Here is a 22,625-nt window from a genome sequence, read left to right on the forward strand (position 1 = left end):
AGTTTCAAAATATCTGTTTCTAAAAAATTGACTTATAACCTCAAATCATCAGTTATAAGTCAATATTTTGTCAATCTTAATCTTCTACGCCTTTATTCTTTAAGTAGTTGATTACATCTTCGACAGTATTAAGCTCTGTCAGATCGTCAGACGGAATCTCTACATCGTACTCTTCTTCTAATGCCATAACTAATTCAAATAAGTCCAGGGAGTCAGCTCCTAAGTCATCTTTGAAAGATGTCTCTAACGCAATTTCGCTTTCATCAACGCTTAACTGTTCTGCAATGATTTCCTTCATTTTCTCTAACATAATTAATCTCCTTCATACCTCATAATAGTTTGATTATCAAAGTATACCTACTTATACCCGAACTTGTCAAGTAAATTCACTCCTATATTATACTAACTCACATACAAATATGCAAGGAAGTTATTAGGAAATAACGGTAAAAAAATCTGTATCTCTATTCTTCTGCCGAATGCCGACCCAGCAGAATATCCTCCGCTTTCTTGTTCCAGAATCCCCCGGCCTCATCACATGCATCTGCCAGCCGTTTAAATAAAGGGTCTTCTTTTCCCAGCTTCCGAAAATCCTCAATCGCCGTCAGCGGCATAGAGATGTGCGTGTACACGATCTTTTTCTCTCCCGGCATTTTCTTTAAATACAGTGTAGTATCCACAACCGCATTAAGACCGCCGATATGGGTAATATTCATAGCCGGATCAACCTTTTTGTCACGGAGCAGTTCAAGGGCTTCCTCCATATCGCTTCTCAGGCCCCCGGATGAACCGATAAGCTTTGTCTTGAGATAATGGCTGCCGTAGATGTTCATGCCCGCCCTGTACTTCTTGTCCGCAGTAGCCGCGTAAATATTCATGCAGCCGTCCATGGCCATGATCCTGTTTCCTGTCTCCGCTACATTTTTCGGCGGGGCATAGACGAAAACATCATCATACCCCTTTTCATTGGTCAGCGCCAGCAGCGCGGAAGCAGGGTCTACCATCATGGACGGATTTATATAGTAAAGCTCCACTCCGGTCCTCTGGGCCTCCTGCACCGGTATCAGCCTTCTGGCCTTGGCAATCCGTTCTTCGTTTATATCCGTCACCACAAGCCTCTTCGGTTTCCTCTCCATAGCCAGGACATAGCGGATGGCCATCAGCCCCATGGGTCCGCATCCCCCGAGGATCACTGTATTGCCGCCTTCTTTAATGCCGGAGATATGGTCATGGGAACCAGGTTTGCTGTGATAATTGGAGTGAAAGCTTCCTACGATACTGTACAGTGCCTGTGCCACCGTTGCCTCATAGTAGCTTTCCCCCTCAAAAGTAAGCAGACATCCCTTTTCAATCACTTCTCCCGGGACAATGCAGTAGGTGGCAGCTCCTCCAAAATACTCATAGGAATAACCAGGAGACTCGATTTGTCCCGGTATCTCAGGAACAACTACATACTTGTCCCCCGGACGGTACTGATCCTTCCACTTCTCACCCACCTGTTCAATGACACCGGCGAATTCATGTCCGATCAATATCGGATATCTTCGTATGTTCTTCGGAACCCTCAGATGCCTCTGTGCAAGCGTGATCTCTTTTAAAGTAGACATAGCAATTCCATTGCAGAGGATCTTGAGCAGGATCTCGTCCTCTTTGATCCCGGGAAGTTCAAATTCTTCCATCCTGATGTCCTTTACCCCATAAAGTCTGACGCCTTTTACCTTCATAGTCACCGCCCCTTTTCACACAATGCAGGTCAAATGGAAATTATTTTCTAAGATTATAACAGAAATGGAAATAAAAAAAAAGACTTGTAACTGAGGATAAGAAGGAGAACACAAAAGAATCAAACTTTCATCACATTTTGTTTAGCTTTCTCTTTTATTCTGTTAAGAGACAACATAAAAGGAGGCAGTAAATTGATTGAAGTAAAACACCTTACAAAGAGCTATGACAGCCATCCAGCTTTGGATGACCTGTCATTTACGATCGAGAAAGGCCGGGTCTATGGTTTCCTCGGACCTAACGGTGCCGGAAAGTCTACCACGATGAACATCATGACCGGATATATCGGTGCAGACAGCGGAGAAGTTCTGATAAACGGGTTCGATATTTTAAAAGAGCCGGAGAAAGCGAAAAGATCCGTGGGATATCTGCCGGAAATTCCGCCCCTCTATCCGGATATGACCGTCCGGGAATATTTAAGTTTCGTATCTGAATTAAAAGAGATTCCCAGAAAAGACAGTGCAGCACAGGTGGATAAAATCCTAAGTCTCGTCAGGCTTACCGATGTTTCCAGCCGCCTGATCCGCAATCTTTCCAAAGGATACCGCCAGAGGACCGGTCTCGCGGCCGCAGTCCTTGGTTTCCCCGATATCATTATTCTGGATGAGCCGACCGTTGGCCTGGACCCAAAACAGATCATCGAAATCCGGCAGCTCATCCGCACGCTCTCCAAAGACCATACTATCATCCTCAGCTCTCATATCCTGGCGGAGGTCCAGGAGATCTGCGATTATGTTCTTATTATTTCAAAAGGGCGCCTGGCAGCCGAGGGTACACCAAAACAGCTGGAAGAAATGTCCCGCGGAAAGGATACTGTGGAGCTTACCATCATGTCGGACCCGGCACGGATACAGTCTGTCCTGGATTCTCTCTCTGGCATACGCGCGATCTACTGGAAAGGAGACACGGGAGATTCCTGCGACATCTCTGTGGAATTCTCCGGCGACAGCCAGAAGATCTGCCGGGAGATTTCCCTCGCTTTTGCAAGAGAAGAAATCCCGGTCACCAGGATTTATATTTCCAGGACGACTCTTGAGGACATTTTCCTGGAATTGACCGATACAGACATTCAGGAACAGGAAGGAGACGAAGAAAATGAAAGCAATTTATAAGCGGGAACTCCGCTCCTATTTTACCTCTATGATTGGCTGTGCCTTTGCGGCATTCCTCACTGTCATCGGGGGTGTATATTTTATGGTATATAACCTGATGAGCGGATATCCCTATTTTTCTTATTCTCTGTCCGGTGTAATCTTTGCCGTTCTGATCACGGTCCCGGTTCTGTCCATGAAATGCTTCGCGGAGGAGAGAAAAAACAAGACAGACCAGCTGCTTCTGACCTCGCCTGTGTCTCTGACAAAGATCATTTTAGGCAAATACTTTGCGATGATCACGGTATTCGCCATGCCCTGCCTGATCTACTGCCTGTTTCCTCTGATTATCAAGTTTCACGGAAATGCCCATCTTCTGGTGGACTATTCTTCAATCCTGGCATTTTATCTGCTGGGCTGTGTTTTTATCGGCATCGGAATGTTACTGTCTTCCCTGACAGAGAGTCCGGTCATTGCGGCGATCAGCACCTTCGGGGTTTTATTCTTTTTGTATATGCTTGATAATCTCTTAAGCTATATTCCGACCAGCGCACCCAGCGGTGTCATCATCACCATCCTGATCCTGTCACTGGCCGCAGGCCTGATCTTTCATATAACAAAAAATCAGATTATCGCCGGAACCGTAGAAATTGCCGGAGCAGTCATAAGTATTGCAGTATATTTCATTAAATCGTCTGTATTTGAAAATTTCATTCATGATATTCTGGAACATTTCGTCCTGACCGGCGTTTTCTATAATTTTGCCCAGAACTATATTTTTGATATCGGAGGGCTTTTATATTATCTCTCCGTCATCATTCTTTTTATTTTCTTGACGATACAGACATTTCAGAAAAGACGATGGAGTTAGGAGGACTGTAAGTGGATAAAATAAAACAACTATTTCAGACAAAGGATTCCAGGAGAGGCTCATACAGCATAGCTGTTACTGCCGTTGTCATAGGAATCGTAATCCTGTTTAATCTTCTTGTGGCCCAGCTGCCTCAAAAGATCCGGCAGATTGATATCAGTGACACCAATATATATGAGATCTCGTCAAAAAGCCAAAAGCTGCTTAAAAGTTTGAAGAATGACGTCAACCTTTATGTAATCGCGGAAAAAGGAAGCACTGATGACCGCATCAAGACCTTTATCACCAAGTATGCCTCTCTCTCCGGCCGCCTCAGAGTAGAATGGATCGACCCCGTACTGCATCCTTCTGCACTGACAAAGTATGACACGGAAAAAAACAGTATCGTCGTATCCTGTAAAGCAACAGACCGGCAGACTTCGATCTCCTTCGACGATATTTTAGTAACTGAATCTTCCTATTATAATACATCTTCTTCCGCCACAAAGTTTGACGGAGACGGGCAGCTGACCAGTGCAGTAGATTATGTGACAAATACAAAAGAATACAAGGCTTATTACACGGCCGGACACGGTGAAACCGCCCTGTCATCTTCTGTCACAGGCCTGATGGAAAAATCCAGAATCTCTGTGTCAGAGCTGAATCTCCTGACTGCCTCATCCATACCGGATGACTGTGACCTTCTTATACTCAACGGCCCCACCAGTGATCTCACAAAAGATGAAGCCAAAGTTCTGACCGCTTATCTGAAAAAAGGAGGAAACGTCATGTCCCTCCTGGCCTATACAAACAAGAGCATGACACGGCTCTATGGCATTTTTGAGGACTACGGCATGAAAGTCGCCAATGGATATATTGCGGATGCAGAGCGCTGCTATCAGGGTAATTATTATTACCTCATACCAAACTTATCTGTGAGCGGCGATATGGCTTCCGGTATTTCCTCAAATTCTGTGCTGGTGGTCAACTCGAAAGGCATGACGCAGACAGATCCTGTCCGGGACACAATCAACGTGGAATCTTTTATGACCACTTCCGAGAACGGCTGTGCCGTGACAGAGAAAAAACAGACGCAGGGAACCTATATATTGGGAGCAGCGGCCACAGAATCGGTCACTGTAAAAGACAGCGGAGGAAAGAAAAAAAAGAAAGACAGCCGTCTGACCGTTTACGGAAGCAATATGCTCATCGACGCACAGGTAACAGAGTCTTTCTCAACCTTAGAGAACCTTACTCTGTTCATGAATTCTGTCACCGCAAATCTGGACAGTGCAGATAATATCTCCATCTCACCGAAGAGCCTTCAGGTAACTTATAACACCATTGCACATCCGGGTATCTTCAGTATCCTGATCATCTTCGTGATTCCTTCTGTGGTCATTGCCGGCGGCTTTATCATATGGTTCCGCAGAAGAAGAAGGTAAGGAGGTTTCTATGAGACAGAAAAAAACACTGATCATTCTGACCCTGGTATTTGCGGGCCTTCTGGCCCTGTACGCCGGAATCCGCATGTATCAGAAAAAACAGTCTGAACAAAAACGTTCTTCCGATAAACTGATCATTAAAAATATGTCGGACCTCACCTCTATTTCTTATAACAACGGACAGAACCTGTCTTTTGTGAAAAGAAACGGTACATGGTTTTATGAAAAGGACAGCGAATTTCCTCTGGAACAGAGTTATCTCACCTCCATGGCATCTCAGTTTCAAAAGATAGAGGCCGTCCGGAAATTAAAAAACGGTGACAGTCTTGAAGACTATGGGCTGGAACACCCCGCCTATACGATCAGGGTGAAAGATAAAAAGGGAACACAGACGACTTATTATATCGGCAGTGCCTCCGGAGACAACTATTATCTGACGCTGGATGACAAATCAACTGTTTATACCGTATCCGCAGATCTTCTCTCTGGTTTATCTTACTCTCTGAATGATATGATGCAGACGGATACCTTTCCCACACTGAGCAGCGGGAATCTAAAAAAAGTTGTTGTAACCAGCGGCAGCAGGGTAAAAACCTACACATCTAAATCCAAAAATGATATGGACAGCATTGCCGGAGGACTTGGAGTTTTCACATTCGGTGACTGTCAGAACTACTCTGCAGAAAATAAAGACCTTGCAAAATACGGCCTGAACAGTAAATCCCGTATCACAGTAGATATTACTTACAAGGATACGGAAACAAAGAAAACAAAATCTCTCACCCTTTATATCGGTTCCAAAGACAAGAGTGGAGAAAATTACTATGTGAAGCTGAAAGATTCCAAAATGGTCTATTTAAGCGATACAGATATTGTAAAAAATATCCTGAATCCTTAGATTTACACTTTACTGAGAAGCAAGAAGAAAAGAGACTGCGGCCGCAGTCTCTTTTCTCTATGTTTTCTATCCGAAATATCTTTTTAATAATCCTTCAAAAGCTTTTCCGTGGCGGGCTTCATCCCTTGCCATCTCATGTACAGTATCATGGATTGCGTCTAAGTTTGCTGCCTTCGCTCTCTTTGCAAGATCAAACTTACCTGCTGTTGCTCCATTCTCTGCATCAACTCTCATCTCAAGGTTTTTCTTTGTGCTGTCAGTCAATACTTCTCCGAGCAGTTCAGCAAATTTTGCTGCATGTTCTGCTTCTTCCAGTGCAGCTTTTTCCCAGTATAATCCGATCTCCGGATATCCTTCTCTGTGTGCCACACGGCTCATCGCAAGGTACATACCTACTTCAGAACATTCTCCTTCAAAGTTTGCTCTTAAGTCCGCCATGATGTCTTCGCTGGCTCCCTGTGCCACTCCGACTACATGCTCAGCAGCCCATTCTCTTTCGCCTGTCTGCTCTTTAAACTTTTCTGCCGGAACTCCGCATGTCGGACATTTTTCTGGTGGAGTATCTCCCTCGTGAACGTAACCGCATACTGTACAAACCCATTTCTTCATACTTATACATCTCCTTTTGATTTATTTGTTTTACTGTTCTTGCTATGTTCAAGAAACCCAGTTAAGATATCAGTAACTATTACTGTTTTCTTACTGATCTAATGATAACACCGCTATTTTGTATTGTCAATATCTTTTTTTAAACATTTTTCACATACCCCACGGAAGTAAGTGACATTCTCGTCTACACGACCTTTAAATTGGGCGCTTGCAATCGCATTCACATAGTCGATCGGGTCCATCTCAAGATCGATAACTTCCCCGCACTCTTTGCATATAAAATGATAGTGCGGACCAACATTAGCATCATATCTGTCTGCCCCGCCGTCATAGCTCAGTTTTAAGATATCACCGCGGCTTGACAGCAGTGCCAGATTGCGGTAAACCGTACCTAAGCTGATGTTTGGAAACTCTTCTTTTATATTTACATAAATGGTATCCGCAGTCGGATGATCTTTTCTCGTCATCAAAAAGTTAATGATCGCATCCCTCTGCTTGCTCCTTTTCGTCGCAGGCTGCATAGGCGTCTCCTCTCATAATAATAATTGTTACTGTTTTTAGTATAAATCACCTTACATGTGTTGTCAAGGACCTTACTTGAGAAATATGCGAAAAAAAGCACTATGACGAAAATTCATTCCGTCATAGTGCTCTGTATTTATTTCCTGTTTGCCGGCTCCATGCTGACACTTTTCCCTTTGATCTTTGCGTGTCTCATTCCGTACATAACGTCTTTTGCAACCTCTTTCGGCACTTCTACAAATGTATATTGATCATGCACATCAATGGCACCTACCAAATCACCGGAGATACTGGACTCCCCTGCAATCGCCCCAAGGATATCCCCCGGCCTGACACCTTTCTTCTTTCCGATATTGATAAAGAGCCGCACCATACCGGCTTCGGCACCGGTATCTCCAAAATCTTCACCCTGGCGAACTTCCTCTTCGTTTTCAGAAATCTGCTTTTTCAAAAATGCCGCGGCGATTTCCAATGCAGTGAAGTCAGTCTCATTAATAAACTCATCCAACATATCCACATATTTATCCAGATTATTTTCTTCGATCAGCCCTGTGATCTCTTCCAGGCTCTTTTCTGCTCTGGTAGCCTGAACATCGTTTATACTGGGGATCGGTCTTGCCTTAATCTTTGTTTTGCAGTATCGCTGTACGTCTCTCAGCTTATAAATTTCTTTTCCGGCTACAAAAGTAAATGCATTTCCGGTCCTGCCTGCGCGTCCAGTACGCCCAATCCGGTGCACATAAAACTCATCATCCTGAGGGAGATCGTAATTGAATACTGCATCTACGTTATCTACATCGATGCCTCTTGCAGCCACATCTGTTGCCACAAGGATATCCACGCGCCCGCCTCTGAAACTTTTCATGACACGGTCTCTCTGACTCTGCTTCAAATCTCCGTGAATTCCCTCTGCAAAGTATCCCCGGCCTTTCAGCTCTCCCGCAACTTCGTCTACCATACGTTTTGTATTGCAGAATACGATAGAAAGCTTCGGAGAATGCATATCCAGCAGACGGCAGAGCACTTCAACCTTCTGTTTCGGCCTTACCTCATAGTAGTACTGCTCTATATTCGGTACCGTCAGTTCCTTGCGCACTACCTTGATCAGCTTGGAATCCTTCTGATATTTTTTTGTAATGTCCAGGATCGCCTTTGGCATCGTGGCAGAGAATAATAAAGTCTGCCTTTCTTCCGGCACTTCTTTTAAAATGCTTTCAATATCTTCTCTGAATCCCATGTTCAGCATCTCGTCCGCCTCATCCAGGACTACCATTTTCAAATCTTCTAATTTTAAAGTATGACGGCGCATATGGTCCATGATACGGCCCGGTGTTCCTACTATAATATTGGCTCCTGCTTTGAGGGACCGGATCTGATTTGTAATGTTCTGTCCCCCATAGATCGGAAGCACTTTTGCTCCATGCATAAATTTGGCTAATTTACGGATCTCATCTGCCACCTGGATCGCCAGTTCTCTTGTGGGACATAAAATCATTGCCTGAGGCTTTTTCACCTTGGTATCCAACTTTTCCAAAAGCGGTATTCCAAATGCAGCGGTCTTTCCGGTTCCTGTCTGTGCCTGACCAACAATGTCTCTTCCCTCAAGAATCACCGGGATTGCCGCCCCCTGGATCGGAGAGGAAGCCTCAAAGCCCATCTCTTTCACTGCTTTTAATATTTTATCATTAATATTCAACTCATCAAATCTTACTGCGTCCATAAATTCCTCTGTATCTTTCTCTTTCAATCAAAAATAATGCTCCGGGTTGTCAGGCATGCTGACAATCCAGAGCAACAACGTTATCAACTATAACACATTTTCATGTTCCGCGTCAAGAAGACGATGTGCCTGTCTTTCGACAATTAGTGACGGCCGCAGCCGTGCTCCCCGCAGTTTCCGTCATGATGGTGGTCTTCACCGTGATGGCTGCACATGACATTTTCGTCATAGGATAGTTCATTTTTAAGCAGATCCTCAACAGCCTGATCCGCGCTTCCGGAAACTCCTCCGTACAGAGTAATTCCTGCTTCCTTTAAAGCTTCCTGTGCCCCTGCACCGATTCCGCCGCAGATCAGAGTATCTGCCCCGTGTTCCTGTAAAAATCCTGCCAAAGCACCGTGCCCGCTTCCCATGGTGGATACGACTTCACTGTTTAACACTTCTCCGTCGGCTGTTTCATAAATCTTAAACTGCTCTGTATGTCCGAAATGCTGAAAAATATCTCCGTTTTCAAAAGTTACTGCTATCTTCATCTTTCTTTCTCCTTTTCTATTTTACAGCAGTGCCCGCTGCATTTTTCTTTATCTCCAGAACAGAGTGTATAATCCCCGCCCTGAATCTTTAACATTTTTCCATGAATGAGAGCATCAGCCAGCTTAGTTCTGGCAGAATCGTAGATGCCTGTAACCGTGGTCCTGGCAATCCCCATCTGCTCCGCACACTGCACCTGAGTGAGCTTTTCCCAATTAATGAGCCGAATGGTTTCGTATTCATCAATACTCATCTTGACGATTCTGTTTCCGCAGTATTTTTCCTGTTTTCCCAGCGGCTCAAAGCCCTGATTCTCCGGCATGGCACAGACTCTTCTGCATTTTCTGGGTCTCGGCATCCGTTTTCTCCTTTGGTGGTTTTACTGACATATGTCATTTATTATGATACCACATTTCTGACATATGTCAATTAATATCTTAACTTTTTATAAATATAGGAAAAATCCTTGAAATGACTGCACTGTAGTAGTAGTATATAAATACACCGAATATAGTTTTCATTACTACATATAATATATTAATGACTCAAGTTTTTATCGGAGGTATATACACTATGAATTATAGACTGAAAGATCCCGGAAGTGCTGTCACACATTTTATAGGCATGGTTTTATCCATTGCGGCTGGTATTCCTTTGATTGTCAGCAGTATAAAGACCCATGACTATATCCGCATTGCCTCTTTGACTATTTTTGTCCTCAGTATGATCGGCCTGTACGGGGCCAGCACAACGTACCACTCCATCTATTCTTCTGAACATGTCATGAAAGTCTTGAAAAAACTCGATCATGCTATGATCTTTATCCTGATAGCGGGTTCCTATACACCGATCTGCACCATAGTACTGGGCGGCAAAGTGGGCTACGGGCTGCTGACCGCCATTTGGATCATCGCTATTTTAGGAATTGTTTTTAAAATGTTCTGGGTGACTTGTCCTAAATGGGTGTCATCTGTCATGTACATCGCCATGGGCTGGTTCTGCGTCATAGCCATATCTCCGTTATTTAAGAAATTGTCTGCAGTATGCTTCGGACTCCTTTTGGCCGGCGGTATCATTTACACCGTAGGCGGCATCATCTACGCCCTGAAGCTTTCATGGTTTGAAAACCACCGGAAGAATTTCGGACTGCATGAAATTTTTCATCTGTTCGTCATGGGAGGAAGCGCCTGCCATTTGATCATGATGTTTTTTATTTAACGTTTTGTTTGGAGGCAGCATATTGGGGAGATATCAAAAGAAACACAGAAGCATTGTGTTTCTTTTTTTCTGCGCAAACCCAAACTTGCCCACATTGCCCGCGGTCATCATGCTATATTCATTTCTGCAGTTAACAAATCATTTTTTTACAAAGGAGAAAGAAATGAATATTTGGGAAAACACAGGTTTAAAAGAGAGCTATGACTTATGGCAGGTTGGTTTTTTCGCGGAAGATCCGGATGAAGGTGAGATATTGTTTTGCATTTCACAGGCATCACAGGCGAAACATGTTCCTTCTGAAGCAGAAAGCCCGGGGTACTCTGTTACGTGGAATTTTTATTTTAATACTTCCAATACGGTACCGTTTGAAGTTGTACTGGATTCCAGCGGGTTGGTGAATATTGAGGCTTACCGGAAACATACAGAAGCGATCAGTGAAGTGAATCGTAGGGCTGATGATTTAGATTTGGCTTTAAATAATACAACTTCGGCTTTAAAAGCAGATAAAACCAGCTTAGATAATACCAATTCACAACTAGATAAATTTGCAAATAGAAAAATATTGATAAACCGAGGAAGTGTCAGTGTAAACGCTTCTTCTACCGTAGATGCAAGGGTGAATTTTACCGAAGCTTTTTCTTCTACTCCGATAATTGTAATTGGCCTAGAAGGAGCAGTCATGAACAGAAGAGTATCTGCACACACAGTAGACCGTTCCGGATTCACGGTTACAGCTCGCAACGATTCTACAACAAAGTGCGACGGAAATAGTGCTGAAAAACTCACACTTTTATGCCGGGCAGTTTTAATTTCTCTGCCCGGCTCATCTTTTTTATGGCGGCTTCTCTTTTCATCGCCGCCTCTTTTGTATCAAACTCCTCCAGGTACACAAGTTCAACCGGCGTCCGGCCTCTTGTGTACTTGGCGCCTTTGCCCTCGTTGTGGGACTTCAGCCGTTTTTCAATGTCATTGGTCCATCCTGTGTAGAGACTCTTGTCGCTGCACTTTAAAATATATGTATAGTTCTTCATCTATAATTCTCCTTCGTTTATTCGAAGAAAAAGCTGCCGAAGCGGCAGCCTTTCTTCTACAGCAGCCAAAGATGTGAAAAGTAAAATACCCTAAAAAGCAAAGTAAAGTAGAAAGTACATTGACTGTTATTTTTGCTTCTTATATAGTATACGATATTTTTACATCTTTGTTCCACTATTCTAAATAACTGGTTGGATTAATTGTCTTCTTGTCCTTTTCCATCTGCAGGTACACATTTGCACCCTCCAGTGTAAAGCAGTCAGTAGGAGCCGCCACCTTACCGAGGATCTGGTTCTTGGTCACCATATCTCCTTCTTTCACAGCAAGATCTTTCAGCTGTCCGTAGAAAGCGGTGTAACCATTTCCTAAATCCAGGAGTACAGTCTGTCCGTATTCTTCGGTCTTGCGGATTTCTTCTACTTTTGCATTTTTCGGAGCTTTTACTGCCATTCCCTCTTTTGCCTCGATCATGATTCCCTTATTTACCCGGTACTGATCCAGGGATTCAAAATAAATAGTGGAGTCTACGCTGTAAGGCATCAGAATGTTTCCTGTCAGCGGCCAGGCAAGCTTTGTTTTTCCATCATATGATACCGTATTCTGGTTCATAGTCTCTGTGGTCTTTTCAGTCTCTGCCTCTGTCGCTTCTGTTGTCGTTGCTTCTGTTGTTCCCTCGGTAGCCCCGTTATTGACACCGACAGAATCCTTGTTTAAATCTACCTGCTGTTTTGCTAAGTCTCTTTTATTTTTAAATTCTATGCTGTAATATGTCATGATCCCGATAAAAAGGGCCAGTCCTACCAGCATCACCGCATAGTATTTCTTTAATGGGGAAGAGACGTCCCGGTTATGTCCTTTCATTTTCATCACCTCAGTGATAGTTTTACCGAATTCAGAGGCTTTATTCACTGATCAGACATTTTTGTAATTTGAATTCCTGTGTAATAATATTTTAAGATTTTTTTATAGCTTTTTCCGTCCTTGGCCAGCTCATTGGCTCCGTATTGGGACAGTCCGAGTCCAAGTCCTTTTCCCAAGGCGACCATCCTCAGTTTGCCGTCATACGGCTCCAGATAAAAGTTGGTAGAATTCAGCTGAAAGCATTTTGCCCACGCCTCTCCGGTCATAACATATTTTCCTACCTGTACCTTTTTGACATAACCGTTTCCCGTCTTTTCTTTGATTCGTATGGATTTCTTGGCTTCTTCCACCGACAGACTGATCTTTTTCTCCTTTTTTAGCTGAGTCACCACCTGTCCGTATGTAACTGGGATACCAGTCATATATTCCGATGATTCCACATCTTTCAAACTGTCTTTTTCCTGAAGATAAGGGATCTCTTTTCCGAACCATTCTTTGGCACTCAAAGTAGTACCGACGCTGATGCCATGGAAATACGGCTGTATGTACTTTCCCTCATATGTCATGACCTCCCCGGTCGTCTCCCCGACTGCCTGTTTTCTTGACTGATCGGTTATTTTATATTTTTGTTCCCCTAACTTTTCCTGAAGGTTGTCATCCGACTCATATTTGTATGGAAGAGAATCCTGGCTTATGTTCTTTTTATCACCCATTCTTCGTATAATATCTGTCCTCAAAATGACCGCCTGGGCTTTTAGCGCCTCTTTTTCATCATCCATAGAAATCTGTGTCGGCAATACACCCAGCAGATAGGCTTCTAAGTCCATTGGTTTTCCGCTTACTGTCACAGTATAGCCGCTGGTGTGTGTCTGAAAATCCACAGGTTTTGCTTCTTCTTTTCCTGAAAGCACTACTGTCAGCAGATATGGAACACTGCAGAACAGAAACAGTAAAAAGAAAAGGTAGGACAATTTATTTCTCATCAAAATCCCCCTTCCTGTCCGTCTTATTATTTTATTCAGGACAGGCAGAATGTATTCCAAAAACTATTTTACATAATCAATCATAATTGTATATAAATAGAAATAAATATTGACAGTACGTAAAAACCTTGTTATGATAAATATACAAAGTTTACCGCTGACCAATATGCGGTATATAAGTAGTTGGGTTGTAAGTTTACCGCTGACCAATATGCGGTATATAAGTAGTTGGGTTGTAAACTTCCCACAAATTGTGGGAAGTTTTTATAATCTTTATTTACATAATTATACTAAAAAGGGATATTTATATGACAATCTCAGGATTCTACATTATAAAAGATGAATTTTTCCACGACATGAATGATCCATATCTGAAAGGCAATAAACTTGAATCCAGGCCACATTATTACTGCTTTCGGGATATCTCACATGAAATTTACTGGATGATTCCTATGAGCAGTAAGATTATGAAATATCAAAAGCTCATGGATCAGCGCATTTCTGATGGCAGACCTTGTGATATTCTGCATATTGCAAAATTGGACACCGGCATCGAAAGTGTTTTCTTAATACAGGATATGTTTCCTATAACAGAAAAATATATCAAGCGTCCCTTTACCATTTCCGGGAATCATTTAAAATTAACCAGCCAACATACCGCCAAGATTGTCCAAACGAAAGCAAAAAAAGTTCTAGGTATGCTCAAACGAGGCGTTAAATTTACTCCTACCCAGCCAGACGTTTTGTCTATGCTAAAAAAGTTAAAGTGATACAATATTTTATCGTTTACATATCCCTGCTTTTTATCTGCAAAAGATGGGCGGGATACCCATCTGCTGATGATATCCCGCCCATCTCTTTTTCATCTTTATCTGATGATTTTTATTCTTCGTTCTTTTTCACCCCAAGAGTTACTTTTTCTCCGTTGATATTCCACTCCTTCGTGAAGCCTGCTGCCTCTCCTGACACAATCCCCGTAGCCAGCACATCGTTCATGACAGTACTTTCATTTTTTGAGATCAGCTCGTTGACTTTTTCATTTGCTTCATAAAAGATCGTGATCTTATCCATCACTTCAAATCCCGCCTCTTTTCTCATAGACTGGACTTTGCTGATGATTTCGCGGACAAATCCTTCTTCGAGAAGTTCTTCTGTCAAATTCGTATCCAGCACAACAGTAAATTCACTGTCCGCCTCTGTCACAAAGCCTTCCTGCTTCACCATTTCTATCAAGAGATCTTCTTCGGAAAGTTCCACCGGCATACCATCCACAGTAAACTCAAGCATTCCCTTGGAATCCAGCTCTGCTTTGGCCTTATTTCCGTCCAGCTCTGTCAGATGCTTGCGGATACCGTTTAAGAGTTTTCCGTATTTCGGTCCAACCGTCTTTAACTGCGGTTTGAAATTATAAGTGGTGAAGTTTGAAACATCATCCGTAAATTCAATGGCTTTTACATTTAATTCTTCGCGGATAATATCCTGATAAAATTCCGGCAGCTCTGAAGGTGCTTTTACATACATCTGCCCGATCGGCTGGCGGTTCTTAATGCTTGCACTGTTTCTGCACGCACGTCCGAGAACTACAATCTTCAGTACAGCGTCCATATTTTCTTCCAGCTCTTTATCACAAAGACTTTCGTCCACAGCCGGGAAGTCACACAGGTGGATGCTCTCAGGAGCCTCCTGATCCACACTCTTTACGAGATTCTGATAAATCTCTTCCGTCATGAACGGAATCATCGGAGCCGCTGCCTTGCAGACAGTCGTCAAAGCAGTGTAAAGGGTCATATATGCATTAATCTTATCCTGCTCCATTCCCTTTGCCCAGAATCTCTCACGGCATCGTCTTACATACCAGTTGCTCATCTCATCGACAAATTCCTGAAGAGCCCTTGCTGCTTCCGGAATCCTGTAAGCGCCCAGATTCTCATCTACAGTCCTCACCAGAGAATTCAGCTTGGATAAAAGCCAGCGGTCCATGACCGGCAGTTTGTCATGATCCAGACTGTATTTTGTAGGATCAAACTGATCGATCTCCGCATATAACACATAGAATGCATAGGTATTCCACAGTGTTCCCATGAACTTTCTCTGACCCTCAGTAACAGCTTTTCCATGGAATCGGTTTGGAAGCCATGGGGCGCTGTTTGTATAGAAATACCAGCGGATGGCATCTGCCCCGTGCTCTGCCAGTGCCTCCATAGGATCGACTGCATTTCCTTTGGACTTGGACATCTTCTGTCCGTTTTCATCCTGGACATGGCCTAATACAATGACATTTTTATATGGAGCCTTGTCAAACAGCAATGTAGAGATCGCCAGGAGAGAATAGAACCATCCTCTTGTCTGGTCCACTGCTTCCGAGATAAAGTCCGCCGGGAAATTCTCCTCAAAGATTTCTTTATTTTCAAACGGATAATGCCACTGGGCAAACGGCATGGAGCCTGAGTCAAACCAACAGTCGATGACTTCTTCCACCCGGTGCATCTCTTTTCCGCACTCCGGACACTTCACGGTCACATCGTCAATATATGGGCGGTGCAGTTCGATGTCATCCGGACAGTTGTCAGACATGCTCTTTAACTCTTCAATAGAACCGATGGCGTGCTGATGTCCGCATTCACATTCCCAGACATTCAGCGGAGTTCCCCAGTAACGGTTTCTGGAAATACCCCAGTCCTGGACATTTTCCAGCCAGTCCCCGAAACGTCCTTTACCGATGTTTTCCGGAATCCAGTTGACGGTGTTATTGTTCTTTATCAGCTGGTCTTTTACATCCGTCATCTTAATAAACCAGGATTCTCTCGCATAGTAGATCAGCGGAGTATCACATCTCCAGCAGTGAGGATAACTGTGCTCAAAGTCAAGTGCCGCAAATAAGAGCCCTTTTTCTTCCAGATCTTTAAGGATCAGTTTATCCGCTTCTTTACAGAATGTTCCTGCCCAAGGTGTCTCTTTTGTCATCTCACCTTTTTCATCCACCAGCTGTACGAACGGCAGTCCGTACTTTCTGCCGACCTGAGCATCGTCCTCACCGAATGCAGGGGCGATGTGTACCACTCCCGTACCGTCTGTCAGCGTTACATAGGTGTCGCAGGTTACGTAATATGCTTTCTCTTTCGGTGTCACAAACGAGAACAGCGGCTCGTACTCCTTGTATTCCAGGTCTGTTCCTTTGTATGTCTTAAGCACCTTGTATTCGCCTTCGAGAACACTGTCACAGAGCGCTTCTGCCAGATAATAAGTATATCCGTCATTTTCCACTTTGACATAAGTCTCATTCGGATTCACACAGAGTGCTACGTTTGACGGAAGGGTCCATGGGGTTGTGGTCCAGGCCAGAATATAGGCGTCTTCTCCCTTTACTTTGAATCTTGCGATAGCTGATTTTTCTTTTACATCTTTATACCCCTGGGCAACCTCGTGAGAGGAAAGCGGGGTTCCGCAGCGCGGACAGTAAGGGACGATCTTATATCCCTTATAAAGAAGACCTTTGTCCCAGATCTGTTTTAATGCCCACCAGACTGATTCGATATAGTCGTTGTGATAAGTTACATATGGATCGTCCATATCTGCCCAGAAGCCTACCACACCTGAAAAATCTTCCCACATGCCTTTATACTTCCAGACACTTTCTTTACATTCTTTGATGAAAGGAGCCAGTCCGTATTCTTCGATCTGTTCTTTTCCGTCCAGTCCAAGCTTCTTTTCCACTTCAAGTTCTACCGGAAGACCATGGGTGTCCCACCCTGCCTTACGGATGATCTTGTGTCCTTTCATCGTCTGATAGCGCGGAATCATATCCTTGATGACACGTGTCAGGACGTGGCCGATATGCGGTTTGCCGTTTGCTGTCGGAGGCCCGTCATAAAAAGTATAGGTGTCATCCCCTTTTCTCTCTTCGATACTCTTTTCAAAAATCTTGTGTTCTTTCCAGAACTCTACTGTCTGTTTTTCGCGGTCAACAAAATTCAAGTCGGAAGATACTTTCTTGTACATCGTCTATTTCTCCTTTTTTATTAATAAGCTATGGAAGAACAAAGTGGGCGGGCCCACTTCATCTCCCCAACCCCTCAATCTTTGAGGGGCTTGACAACTTTGCGTGCCTGATGCAATTTGCCGCAGGCAAATAATTTCCTTACGCATCTGTGCACAACCCGCGGAGCGTTTTTATTTCATAGGGAGGTTCGTAGAACTTTCCTATGGAATAAAAAAGTGCTGCCCTAAAATAGGACAACACTTGCTGCTTCTATACCACCTATTTCACATACTGACATATGTTATCCTGATAACGGAGGATGCCGGCACAGCTTACTTTATTCAGCTTGCAGCTCAAGAGTGATATTCCTTATGTGCTACTTGCATCAGGCTCCCACCGCCCCTGACTCGCTCTCTGCTTTTACAGCATAAGTACTGTCTCTGTCAACGCTCTTTGAAAATGTTTATTTGTGTTTATTTTAGTATAGGCATTTTTAAATGTCAACCACCTTCATGAATTTCTGTTCCCGACAACAAAAACCGCAGGTCCGCATCTGTAAAATCACGGAACGGATCTTCCTCCCTGCAGTCACAATAAAACAACACCGGCCTCGCCTTCTTCTGCATTATGAAATCTTAATAAATGACATAAAAATCTTTTTCTCCAAACAAATTTATGGATTTTTTCTTTCACAATATGTTACCATAGATAGTAATAAGATTATATCAAAATACCAAAATAAATCAGGTAACATTTGGAGGTTTTATCTCATGAAAACACTTTCTTATAAAATTGAGGCGCCGAACGGACTCCATGCCCGTCCTTGCGTCTCTATCATTGCTTTAGCCAGAAATACCGGCTGCTCTATCGTGCTTTCCTGCAGAGGTATTGAGGCTGCTGCCGAAAATCCCATTGATCTCATGGCCCTGGGAGCCGGATGCGGGGATGAGATATCTGTCACGGTTGAGGGACCAAATGAAGAATCCGTCGGAGAGCAGCTCCTGAATATTCTGGAAACGGAACTTTAAAATTCATCCCGCGACGGAAACTGCGGTAAAAACTCATGATTTTTAGTTTACATTTTATGATATAATATATAAAAATGACGATAAATCAAAATCTAACTACACAAAGGAGATATCGGGGGATGATGACTCGAAATTTTACATTGCTTACGGACCTTTATGAACTGACCATGATGCAGGGATATTACAAGTCCGGCAATGACGAGACCGTGATTTTTGACGTCTTTTACCGGGACAATCCTTCCGGCAGCGGCTATGCCATTGCCTGCGGACTTGAGCTGGTTATTGATTATATCAAAAACCTGTCTTTCTCATATGAAGATATTGACTACTTGCGAAGCCTTGACATATTTGATGAAGATTTCCTGGAATACCTTGCAGGATACCATTTTACCGGTGATATTTATGCCATTCCGGAAGGCACTGTTGTTTTTCCGATGGAGCCGCTCTTAAAGGTGATCGCTCCTATGATGGAAGCCCAGCTGATTGAGACTGCCATATTAAATATCATCAATCACCAGAGCCTGATTGCCACGAAAGCCTCCCGCGTCGTCTATGCAGCAGGCGGAAGCGGTGTTATGGAATTCGGACTGAGACGTGCCCAGGGTGCCGATGCCGGGACATACGGAGCCAGAGCCGCAGTGATCGGCGGATGTGACGGCACCTCCAATGTACTTGCCGGGAAGATGTTTGACCTTCCGGTGCTGGGCACCCATGCCCACAGCTGGATCATGAGTTTTCCGGACGAATATACGGCATTTAAAACCTATGCCGCTCTGTATCCGGATGCATGCATGCTTCTGGTAGACACATATGACACATTAAAATCCGGTGTCCCCAACGCCATCCGGGTTTTTAAAGAGTTGCGGGAAGAGGGCATACATCCCCGCAAAATCGGTATCCGCTTAGACAGCGGAGATCTTGCCTATCTTTCTAAAAAAGCGAGGGCCATGCTGGACGAAGCAGGATTTCCCGAGGCTATTATATCCGCCTCCAGCGATCTGGACGAGAACCTCATACAGAGTTTAAAACTCCAGGGTGCTCCGATCACCTCCTGGGGAGTCGGCACCAAGCTTATTACCTCCTCAGACTGTCCTGCGTTCGGCGGTGTATATAAGCTTGCGGCTGCAAAGCATCAGGGTGAAAAAGACTTTACGGCAAAGATCAAGATCTCGGAAAATCCTGCCAAGGTTACAAACCCGGGAAATAAAACTGTTTATCGGATTTATGACAAGACCACAGGCAAGATCCGTGCGGATTTGATCTGCCTGACAGATGAAGCTTATTCCAGCAAAGAGGACCTGGTCATTTTTGACCCGATCGCTACCTGGAAAAAATCCACGATCATAGGTGGAACCTATACACTCAGAGAACTCCTGGTTCCCGTGTTCCTGAAAGGACAGTGTGTCTACGAAACTCCTTCGGCTATGGAGATCAGAGATTACTGTACCGGAGAGCTCAACACTCTGTGGGACGAGACTCGGCGTTTAGTCAATCCGCAGAATGTCTATGTGGATCTCTCTAAACCTCTGTATGATTTAAAAAATAAGCTGCTCTCTCAAAAGCCGTAAAATAAAGAATATTGAAAGGAGAATCTCTATGATTCGTTTTTTTGCTGATATCATATATCTTTTTTTCTTCCTGACTCTCACTTTTCCGATGTACCCGCTGTTTAACCATTGGAATAAAACCGGGCAGGAACACCGCAGGGCAAGGAAAGCCCAGTCTATGGTCATGAATGCATTTAAGATCTGCCTTCGGTTTGCAGGCACTAAAGTCATCGTAGAAGGACGCGAGAATATACCCGAGGATACCGCGGTCCTCTATGTAGGGAATCACAGCAGTTATTACGATATCCTGTGCAGCTACGTGGCAACTCCCCACGGCGCCGGATTTTTCGCGAAAAAAGAGATGGGTAAGATTCCTTGCCTCAGCCACTGGATGACATTCATCAACTGCCTGTTTCTGGACAGAAAAAATATCAAAGAAGGTATGAAGACGATCAACAAAGGCACCCAGTATCTGAAGGACGGATTTTCCATGGTCATTTTCCCGGAAGGCACAAGAAGCCAGGATGAAGATCCACACACATTTAAAGAAGGCAGCCTAAGACCCGCTTTGAAATCAAAGGTGCCGGTAATTCCCATGGCAATCTCCGGTACGCCGGATATTCTGGAGAACAACAAAAAATACACTGTGAAGCCTGCAGAGGTCCATATCACATTCGGCCGGCCGATCTATCCAGACCAGCTGGACCGCCAGGCCCAGAAACATCTGGGGGCGACAGTTCGTGAAGAAATTATCGAAATGAGAAAAAAACATAAGACAATGGCCTGAAAAGATGATATAATGTTTTTTAGGCATGCCGTACGAGGGCATGAAGTTTAAGATGTGAAAAGCCAGGAGGAAGAAAGAAATGCAAGTATGGATGGTTTTATTGATTATTGCTGTCGTCATTATTGCTGTTCTTGCCATTCTGTATTTTGTAGGAAACAAACTTCAGAAGAAGCAGGAAGCCCAGCGGGCACAGCTGGAAAGTGCAGCTCAGATGTATTCAATGCTGGTCATTGATAAAAAGAAGATGAAGATGACAGAGGCAGGTTTTCCGAAGATGGTCATCGACCAGATTCCAAAGCGCGGCAAGATTGCCAAAGTACCTGTGGTAAAAGTAAAGATCGGGCCGAAGATCACTCCATTGTTATGTGATGAACTGATCTACGATCAAGTGCCTGTCAAAACCGAGATCAAAGCCAAAGTCAGCGGCATATATATTACCGAAATCCACAATCTGCGCAACGTTGCACCGCCGCAGGAGCCCAAAGGATTCTTCAAGAAGTTTAAGAAGAAAACGATCGAAGCATCCCGTAATGTTTCAGGCAGGAAATAGGCAGAATTGAAACATAAGAATTAAAAATATGACATATACCCGCAAAAGCGGCCGATCAAATATGACCGGTCGTTTTTGTTATTTCATGCAGAGCTTTTTCCATTCTTTGTCTATCTTTTGTTCCATTTCCTCCATGGTCAGCAGTCCGTTCAAAGAGTCATACTCTGTTACACAGGAGGCTCCCGCCGCTGCACCGAGCTGAAGACATCGGCCAGGGTCTTTTCCCTCCAGAAGACCTGTAAGGAAAGCGGCAATCGTCACATCCCCTGCCCACGCTGCGGAACGGACTATGTCTGCCTGAAAGCCTGGCTCGAACAGCTCTTTGTTCTGCCATTCTTCCGGCATTTCTAAATTTCTTCCGGTCTTTAAGTACAATCCTTTGACACCGCATTTTATCATCCCGATGCCCTTTCCAGTCAATTTGTGCCGCGTCACTGTCTTCCTCAATCAGTGTCAGGTCCAGAGGCTCCCCCGGTATGGATAGACGCTTCGCCGACCTGCAGAAGCTTGCCCGGCAGAAACCACTCTGATGCAGCTTTTTGCTGTTCCCGGCTGCCATGGAATTTAGGCGTGATATCCAGACAAAGGTATCCTGCAACTACTACCTTTTTCATAAGCACCTCCTGACTGCTAAATAACCCTCATAACATAAAAAGCTGTGCCACCCAAAAAGGATAGTACAGCTTTCCTGTTCACCTATTTTTTTGCTCTGCGCTCTTCAATCCTGACAATGACATATCCCTGGTCTTCGGTGTCAATGTAGCCGAGTCTTAAATACTGTCCATCTTTCTTAATGTATCCTCCCTGAGTAGAAGGCAGATGATACCCGAACTTCTTAATAAAGCGGTCTCCGTAAGAAAAATGTAACCCTTTGATGTCGAAGCTCTCCTGCTCCGTATCTTCATTTGTCTCCCCGCCCTTGGACGCCGGAATAAAATTCTCTACGTAGCCTTCGATTGTTTTGTAGTTCCCCTGTTTATATGCGTGGATGATCCTTACATACCCATAGCAGAATCTCAGAGCCGTCACGGCACAGATCACAAGGCAGACTCCACCAAGCAGCTTAAAAAAGGATTTCTTAGACGCAAAAATAAGGATCAGCCCGATCACTCCGAGAATTGCAAACGGAATGACCCAATGGGGCTGTATAGTAAAATTGCTGGCTTCATACCATAGTTTCATATATATTCCT

Annotated in this window: 24 protein-coding genes; 10 read left to right on the forward strand and 14 right to left on the reverse strand. The window is 44.0% G+C overall.

The genetic code is table 11. The features are described 5' to 3' along the window. Positions 1-76: 76 nt before the first annotated feature. Positions 77-310: an acyl carrier protein gene (acpP, locus tag QGT46_RS03950; protein ID WP_006568462.1), complete on the reverse strand. Its 234-nt coding sequence runs from the start codon at positions 308-310 to the stop codon at positions 77-79. 154 nt (positions 311-464) lie between these two features. Next, a complete protein-coding gene (locus QGT46_RS03955) occupies positions 465-1,724 on the reverse strand; it encodes a zinc-binding dehydrogenase (protein WP_148459103.1) in 1,260 nt (419 codons plus the stop codon). A 192-nt stretch (positions 1,725-1,916) separates the two neighbouring features. Between QGT46_RS03955 and QGT46_RS03960 the strand changes: the two genes are divergently transcribed. From QGT46_RS03960 to QGT46_RS03975, 4 genes are read left to right on the forward strand one after another with little or no spacing between them, the layout of a single operon-like run. Further along, complete coding sequence (locus QGT46_RS03960) at positions 1,917-2,894, forward strand: ABC transporter ATP-binding protein (protein ID WP_301589670.1); 978 nt, start codon at positions 1,917-1,919, stop codon at positions 2,892-2,894. After that, a complete protein-coding gene (locus tag QGT46_RS03965; protein WP_024729302.1) occupies positions 2,878-3,744 on the forward strand; it encodes an ABC transporter permease in 867 nt (288 codons plus the stop codon). Before QGT46_RS03960 ends, QGT46_RS03965 begins: the two co-directional genes overlap by 17 nt. Before the next feature lie 11 nt (positions 3,745-3,755). Further along, positions 3,756-5,168 carry a GldG family protein gene (locus QGT46_RS03970; protein WP_024729301.1) on the forward strand — a complete coding sequence of 471 codons (1,413 nt, stop codon included), beginning with the start codon at positions 3,756-3,758 and terminating at the stop codon, positions 5,166-5,168. A 10-nt stretch (positions 5,169-5,178) separates the two neighbouring features. Then, positions 5,179-6,066 carry a DUF4340 domain-containing protein gene (locus QGT46_RS03975; RefSeq protein ID WP_024729300.1) on the forward strand — a complete coding sequence of 296 codons (888 nt, stop codon included), beginning with the start codon at positions 5,179-5,181 and terminating at the stop codon, positions 6,064-6,066. Between the two features lie 66 nt (positions 6,067-6,132). On the opposite strand, the gene QGT46_RS03980 is transcribed toward QGT46_RS03975, so the two are convergent. The 5 genes from QGT46_RS03980 to QGT46_RS04000 form a co-directional block, all read right to left on the reverse strand. Further along, positions 6,133-6,675 carry an NADH peroxidase gene (locus QGT46_RS03980; RefSeq protein WP_006568456.1) on the reverse strand — a complete coding sequence of 181 codons (543 nt, stop codon included), beginning with the start codon at positions 6,673-6,675 and terminating at the stop codon, positions 6,133-6,135. Positions 6,676-6,788: 113 nt separating this feature from the next. Further along, complete coding sequence (locus QGT46_RS03985; RefSeq protein WP_024729299.1) at positions 6,789-7,196, reverse strand: Fur family transcriptional regulator; 408 nt, start codon at positions 7,194-7,196, stop codon at positions 6,789-6,791. 137 nt (positions 7,197-7,333) lie between these two features. Beyond that, positions 7,334-8,917, reverse strand: coding sequence for a DEAD/DEAH box helicase (locus QGT46_RS03990; protein ID WP_024729298.1), 1,584 nt, complete (start codon positions 8,915-8,917; stop codon positions 7,334-7,336). A gap of 143 nt (positions 8,918-9,060) precedes the next feature. Continuing rightward, positions 9,061-9,450 carry a NifB/NifX family molybdenum-iron cluster-binding protein gene (locus QGT46_RS03995; protein ID WP_024729297.1) on the reverse strand — a complete coding sequence of 130 codons (390 nt, stop codon included), beginning with the start codon at positions 9,448-9,450 and terminating at the stop codon, positions 9,061-9,063. Beyond that, positions 9,447-9,806 (reverse strand): DUF134 domain-containing protein, encoded by a 360-nt coding sequence (locus QGT46_RS04000; RefSeq protein WP_148459101.1) that lies wholly within the window; start codon positions 9,804-9,806, stop codon positions 9,447-9,449. Before QGT46_RS04000 ends, QGT46_RS03995 begins: the two co-directional genes overlap by 4 nt. Before the next feature lie 215 nt (positions 9,807-10,021). Between QGT46_RS04000 and trhA the strand changes: the two genes are divergently transcribed. Then, on the forward strand, positions 10,022-10,666 hold the full coding sequence (gene trhA, locus QGT46_RS04005) for a PAQR family membrane homeostasis protein TrhA (RefSeq protein WP_024729295.1): 645 nt from the start codon (positions 10,022-10,024) through the stop codon (positions 10,664-10,666). A gap of 782 nt (positions 10,667-11,448) precedes the next feature. On the opposite strand, the gene QGT46_RS17210 is transcribed toward trhA, so the two are convergent. The 3 genes from QGT46_RS17210 to QGT46_RS04020 form a co-directional block, all read right to left on the reverse strand. Continuing rightward, on the reverse strand, positions 11,449-11,697 hold the full coding sequence (locus tag QGT46_RS17210; protein ID WP_148459100.1) for a GIY-YIG nuclease family protein: 249 nt from the start codon (positions 11,695-11,697) through the stop codon (positions 11,449-11,451). Between the two features lie 175 nt (positions 11,698-11,872). Then, the gene (locus tag QGT46_RS04015) at positions 11,873-12,559 is read right to left on the reverse strand and encodes a M23 family metallopeptidase (protein WP_301589673.1); all 687 of its coding nucleotides are present in this window, start codon (positions 12,557-12,559) and stop codon (positions 11,873-11,875) included. A 44-nt stretch (positions 12,560-12,603) separates the two neighbouring features. After that, positions 12,604-13,542 (reverse strand): SpoIID/LytB domain-containing protein, encoded by a 939-nt coding sequence (locus QGT46_RS04020; RefSeq protein WP_148459098.1) that lies wholly within the window; start codon positions 13,540-13,542, stop codon positions 12,604-12,606. 308 nt (positions 13,543-13,850) lie between these two features. On the opposite strand from QGT46_RS04020, the gene cptIN reads away from it, so the two are divergent. Beyond that, entirely contained in the window at positions 13,851-14,312 is a 462-nt protein-coding gene (gene cptIN / locus QGT46_RS04025; protein WP_148459097.1) for a type III toxin-antitoxin system CptIN family toxin, read from the forward strand. Positions 14,313-14,424: 112 nt separating this feature from the next. Here cptIN and ileS read toward each other — a convergent pair whose 3' ends face one another. Continuing rightward, positions 14,425-17,541, reverse strand: a complete 3,117-nt coding sequence (gene ileS, locus QGT46_RS04030; protein WP_148459096.1) for an isoleucine--tRNA ligase — start codon at positions 17,539-17,541, stop codon at positions 14,425-14,427. Positions 17,542-18,291: 750 nt separating this feature from the next. On the opposite strand from ileS, the gene QGT46_RS04035 reads away from it, so the two are divergent. The 4 genes from QGT46_RS04035 (at position 18,292) to QGT46_RS04050 (ending at position 21,433) form a co-directional block, all read left to right on the forward strand. Beyond that, positions 18,292-18,549, forward strand: coding sequence for an HPr family phosphocarrier protein (locus QGT46_RS04035; protein WP_024729290.1), 258 nt, complete (start codon positions 18,292-18,294; stop codon positions 18,547-18,549). A gap of 119 nt (positions 18,550-18,668) precedes the next feature. Then, complete coding sequence (locus QGT46_RS04040; protein ID WP_148459095.1) at positions 18,669-20,117, forward strand: nicotinate phosphoribosyltransferase; 1,449 nt, start codon at positions 18,669-18,671, stop codon at positions 20,115-20,117. Positions 20,118-20,145: 28 nt separating this feature from the next. Then, on the forward strand, positions 20,146-20,883 hold the full coding sequence (locus QGT46_RS04045; RefSeq protein ID WP_148459094.1) for a lysophospholipid acyltransferase family protein: 738 nt from the start codon (positions 20,146-20,148) through the stop codon (positions 20,881-20,883). 79 nt (positions 20,884-20,962) lie between these two features. Continuing rightward, positions 20,963-21,433, forward strand: a complete 471-nt coding sequence (locus QGT46_RS04050; RefSeq protein ID WP_024729287.1) for a hypothetical protein — start codon at positions 20,963-20,965, stop codon at positions 21,431-21,433. Between the two features lie 78 nt (positions 21,434-21,511). Here QGT46_RS04050 and QGT46_RS04055 read toward each other — a convergent pair whose 3' ends face one another. The 3 genes from QGT46_RS04055 to QGT46_RS04065 all read right to left on the reverse strand — a co-directional run bounded on the left by QGT46_RS04055 (position 21,512) and on the right by QGT46_RS04065 (position 22,615). Then, positions 21,512-21,868: a carbohydrate kinase family protein gene (locus tag QGT46_RS04055; protein ID WP_301589680.1), complete on the reverse strand. Its 357-nt coding sequence runs from the start codon at positions 21,866-21,868 to the stop codon at positions 21,512-21,514. A gap of 8 nt (positions 21,869-21,876) precedes the next feature. Next, positions 21,877-22,047 (reverse strand): hypothetical protein, encoded by a 171-nt coding sequence (locus QGT46_RS04060; protein ID WP_301589682.1) that lies wholly within the window; start codon positions 22,045-22,047, stop codon positions 21,877-21,879. Between the two features lie 82 nt (positions 22,048-22,129). Further along, complete coding sequence (locus QGT46_RS04065) at positions 22,130-22,615, reverse strand: hypothetical protein (protein ID WP_034550680.1); 486 nt, start codon at positions 22,613-22,615, stop codon at positions 22,130-22,132. Positions 22,616-22,625: the final 10 nt, after the last annotated feature.

Origin of the sequence: Anaerostipes faecis, assembly GCF_910574135.1 — a bacterium.
Classification (GTDB): domain Bacteria; phylum Bacillota; class Clostridia; order Lachnospirales; family Lachnospiraceae; genus Anaerostipes; species Anaerostipes hominis.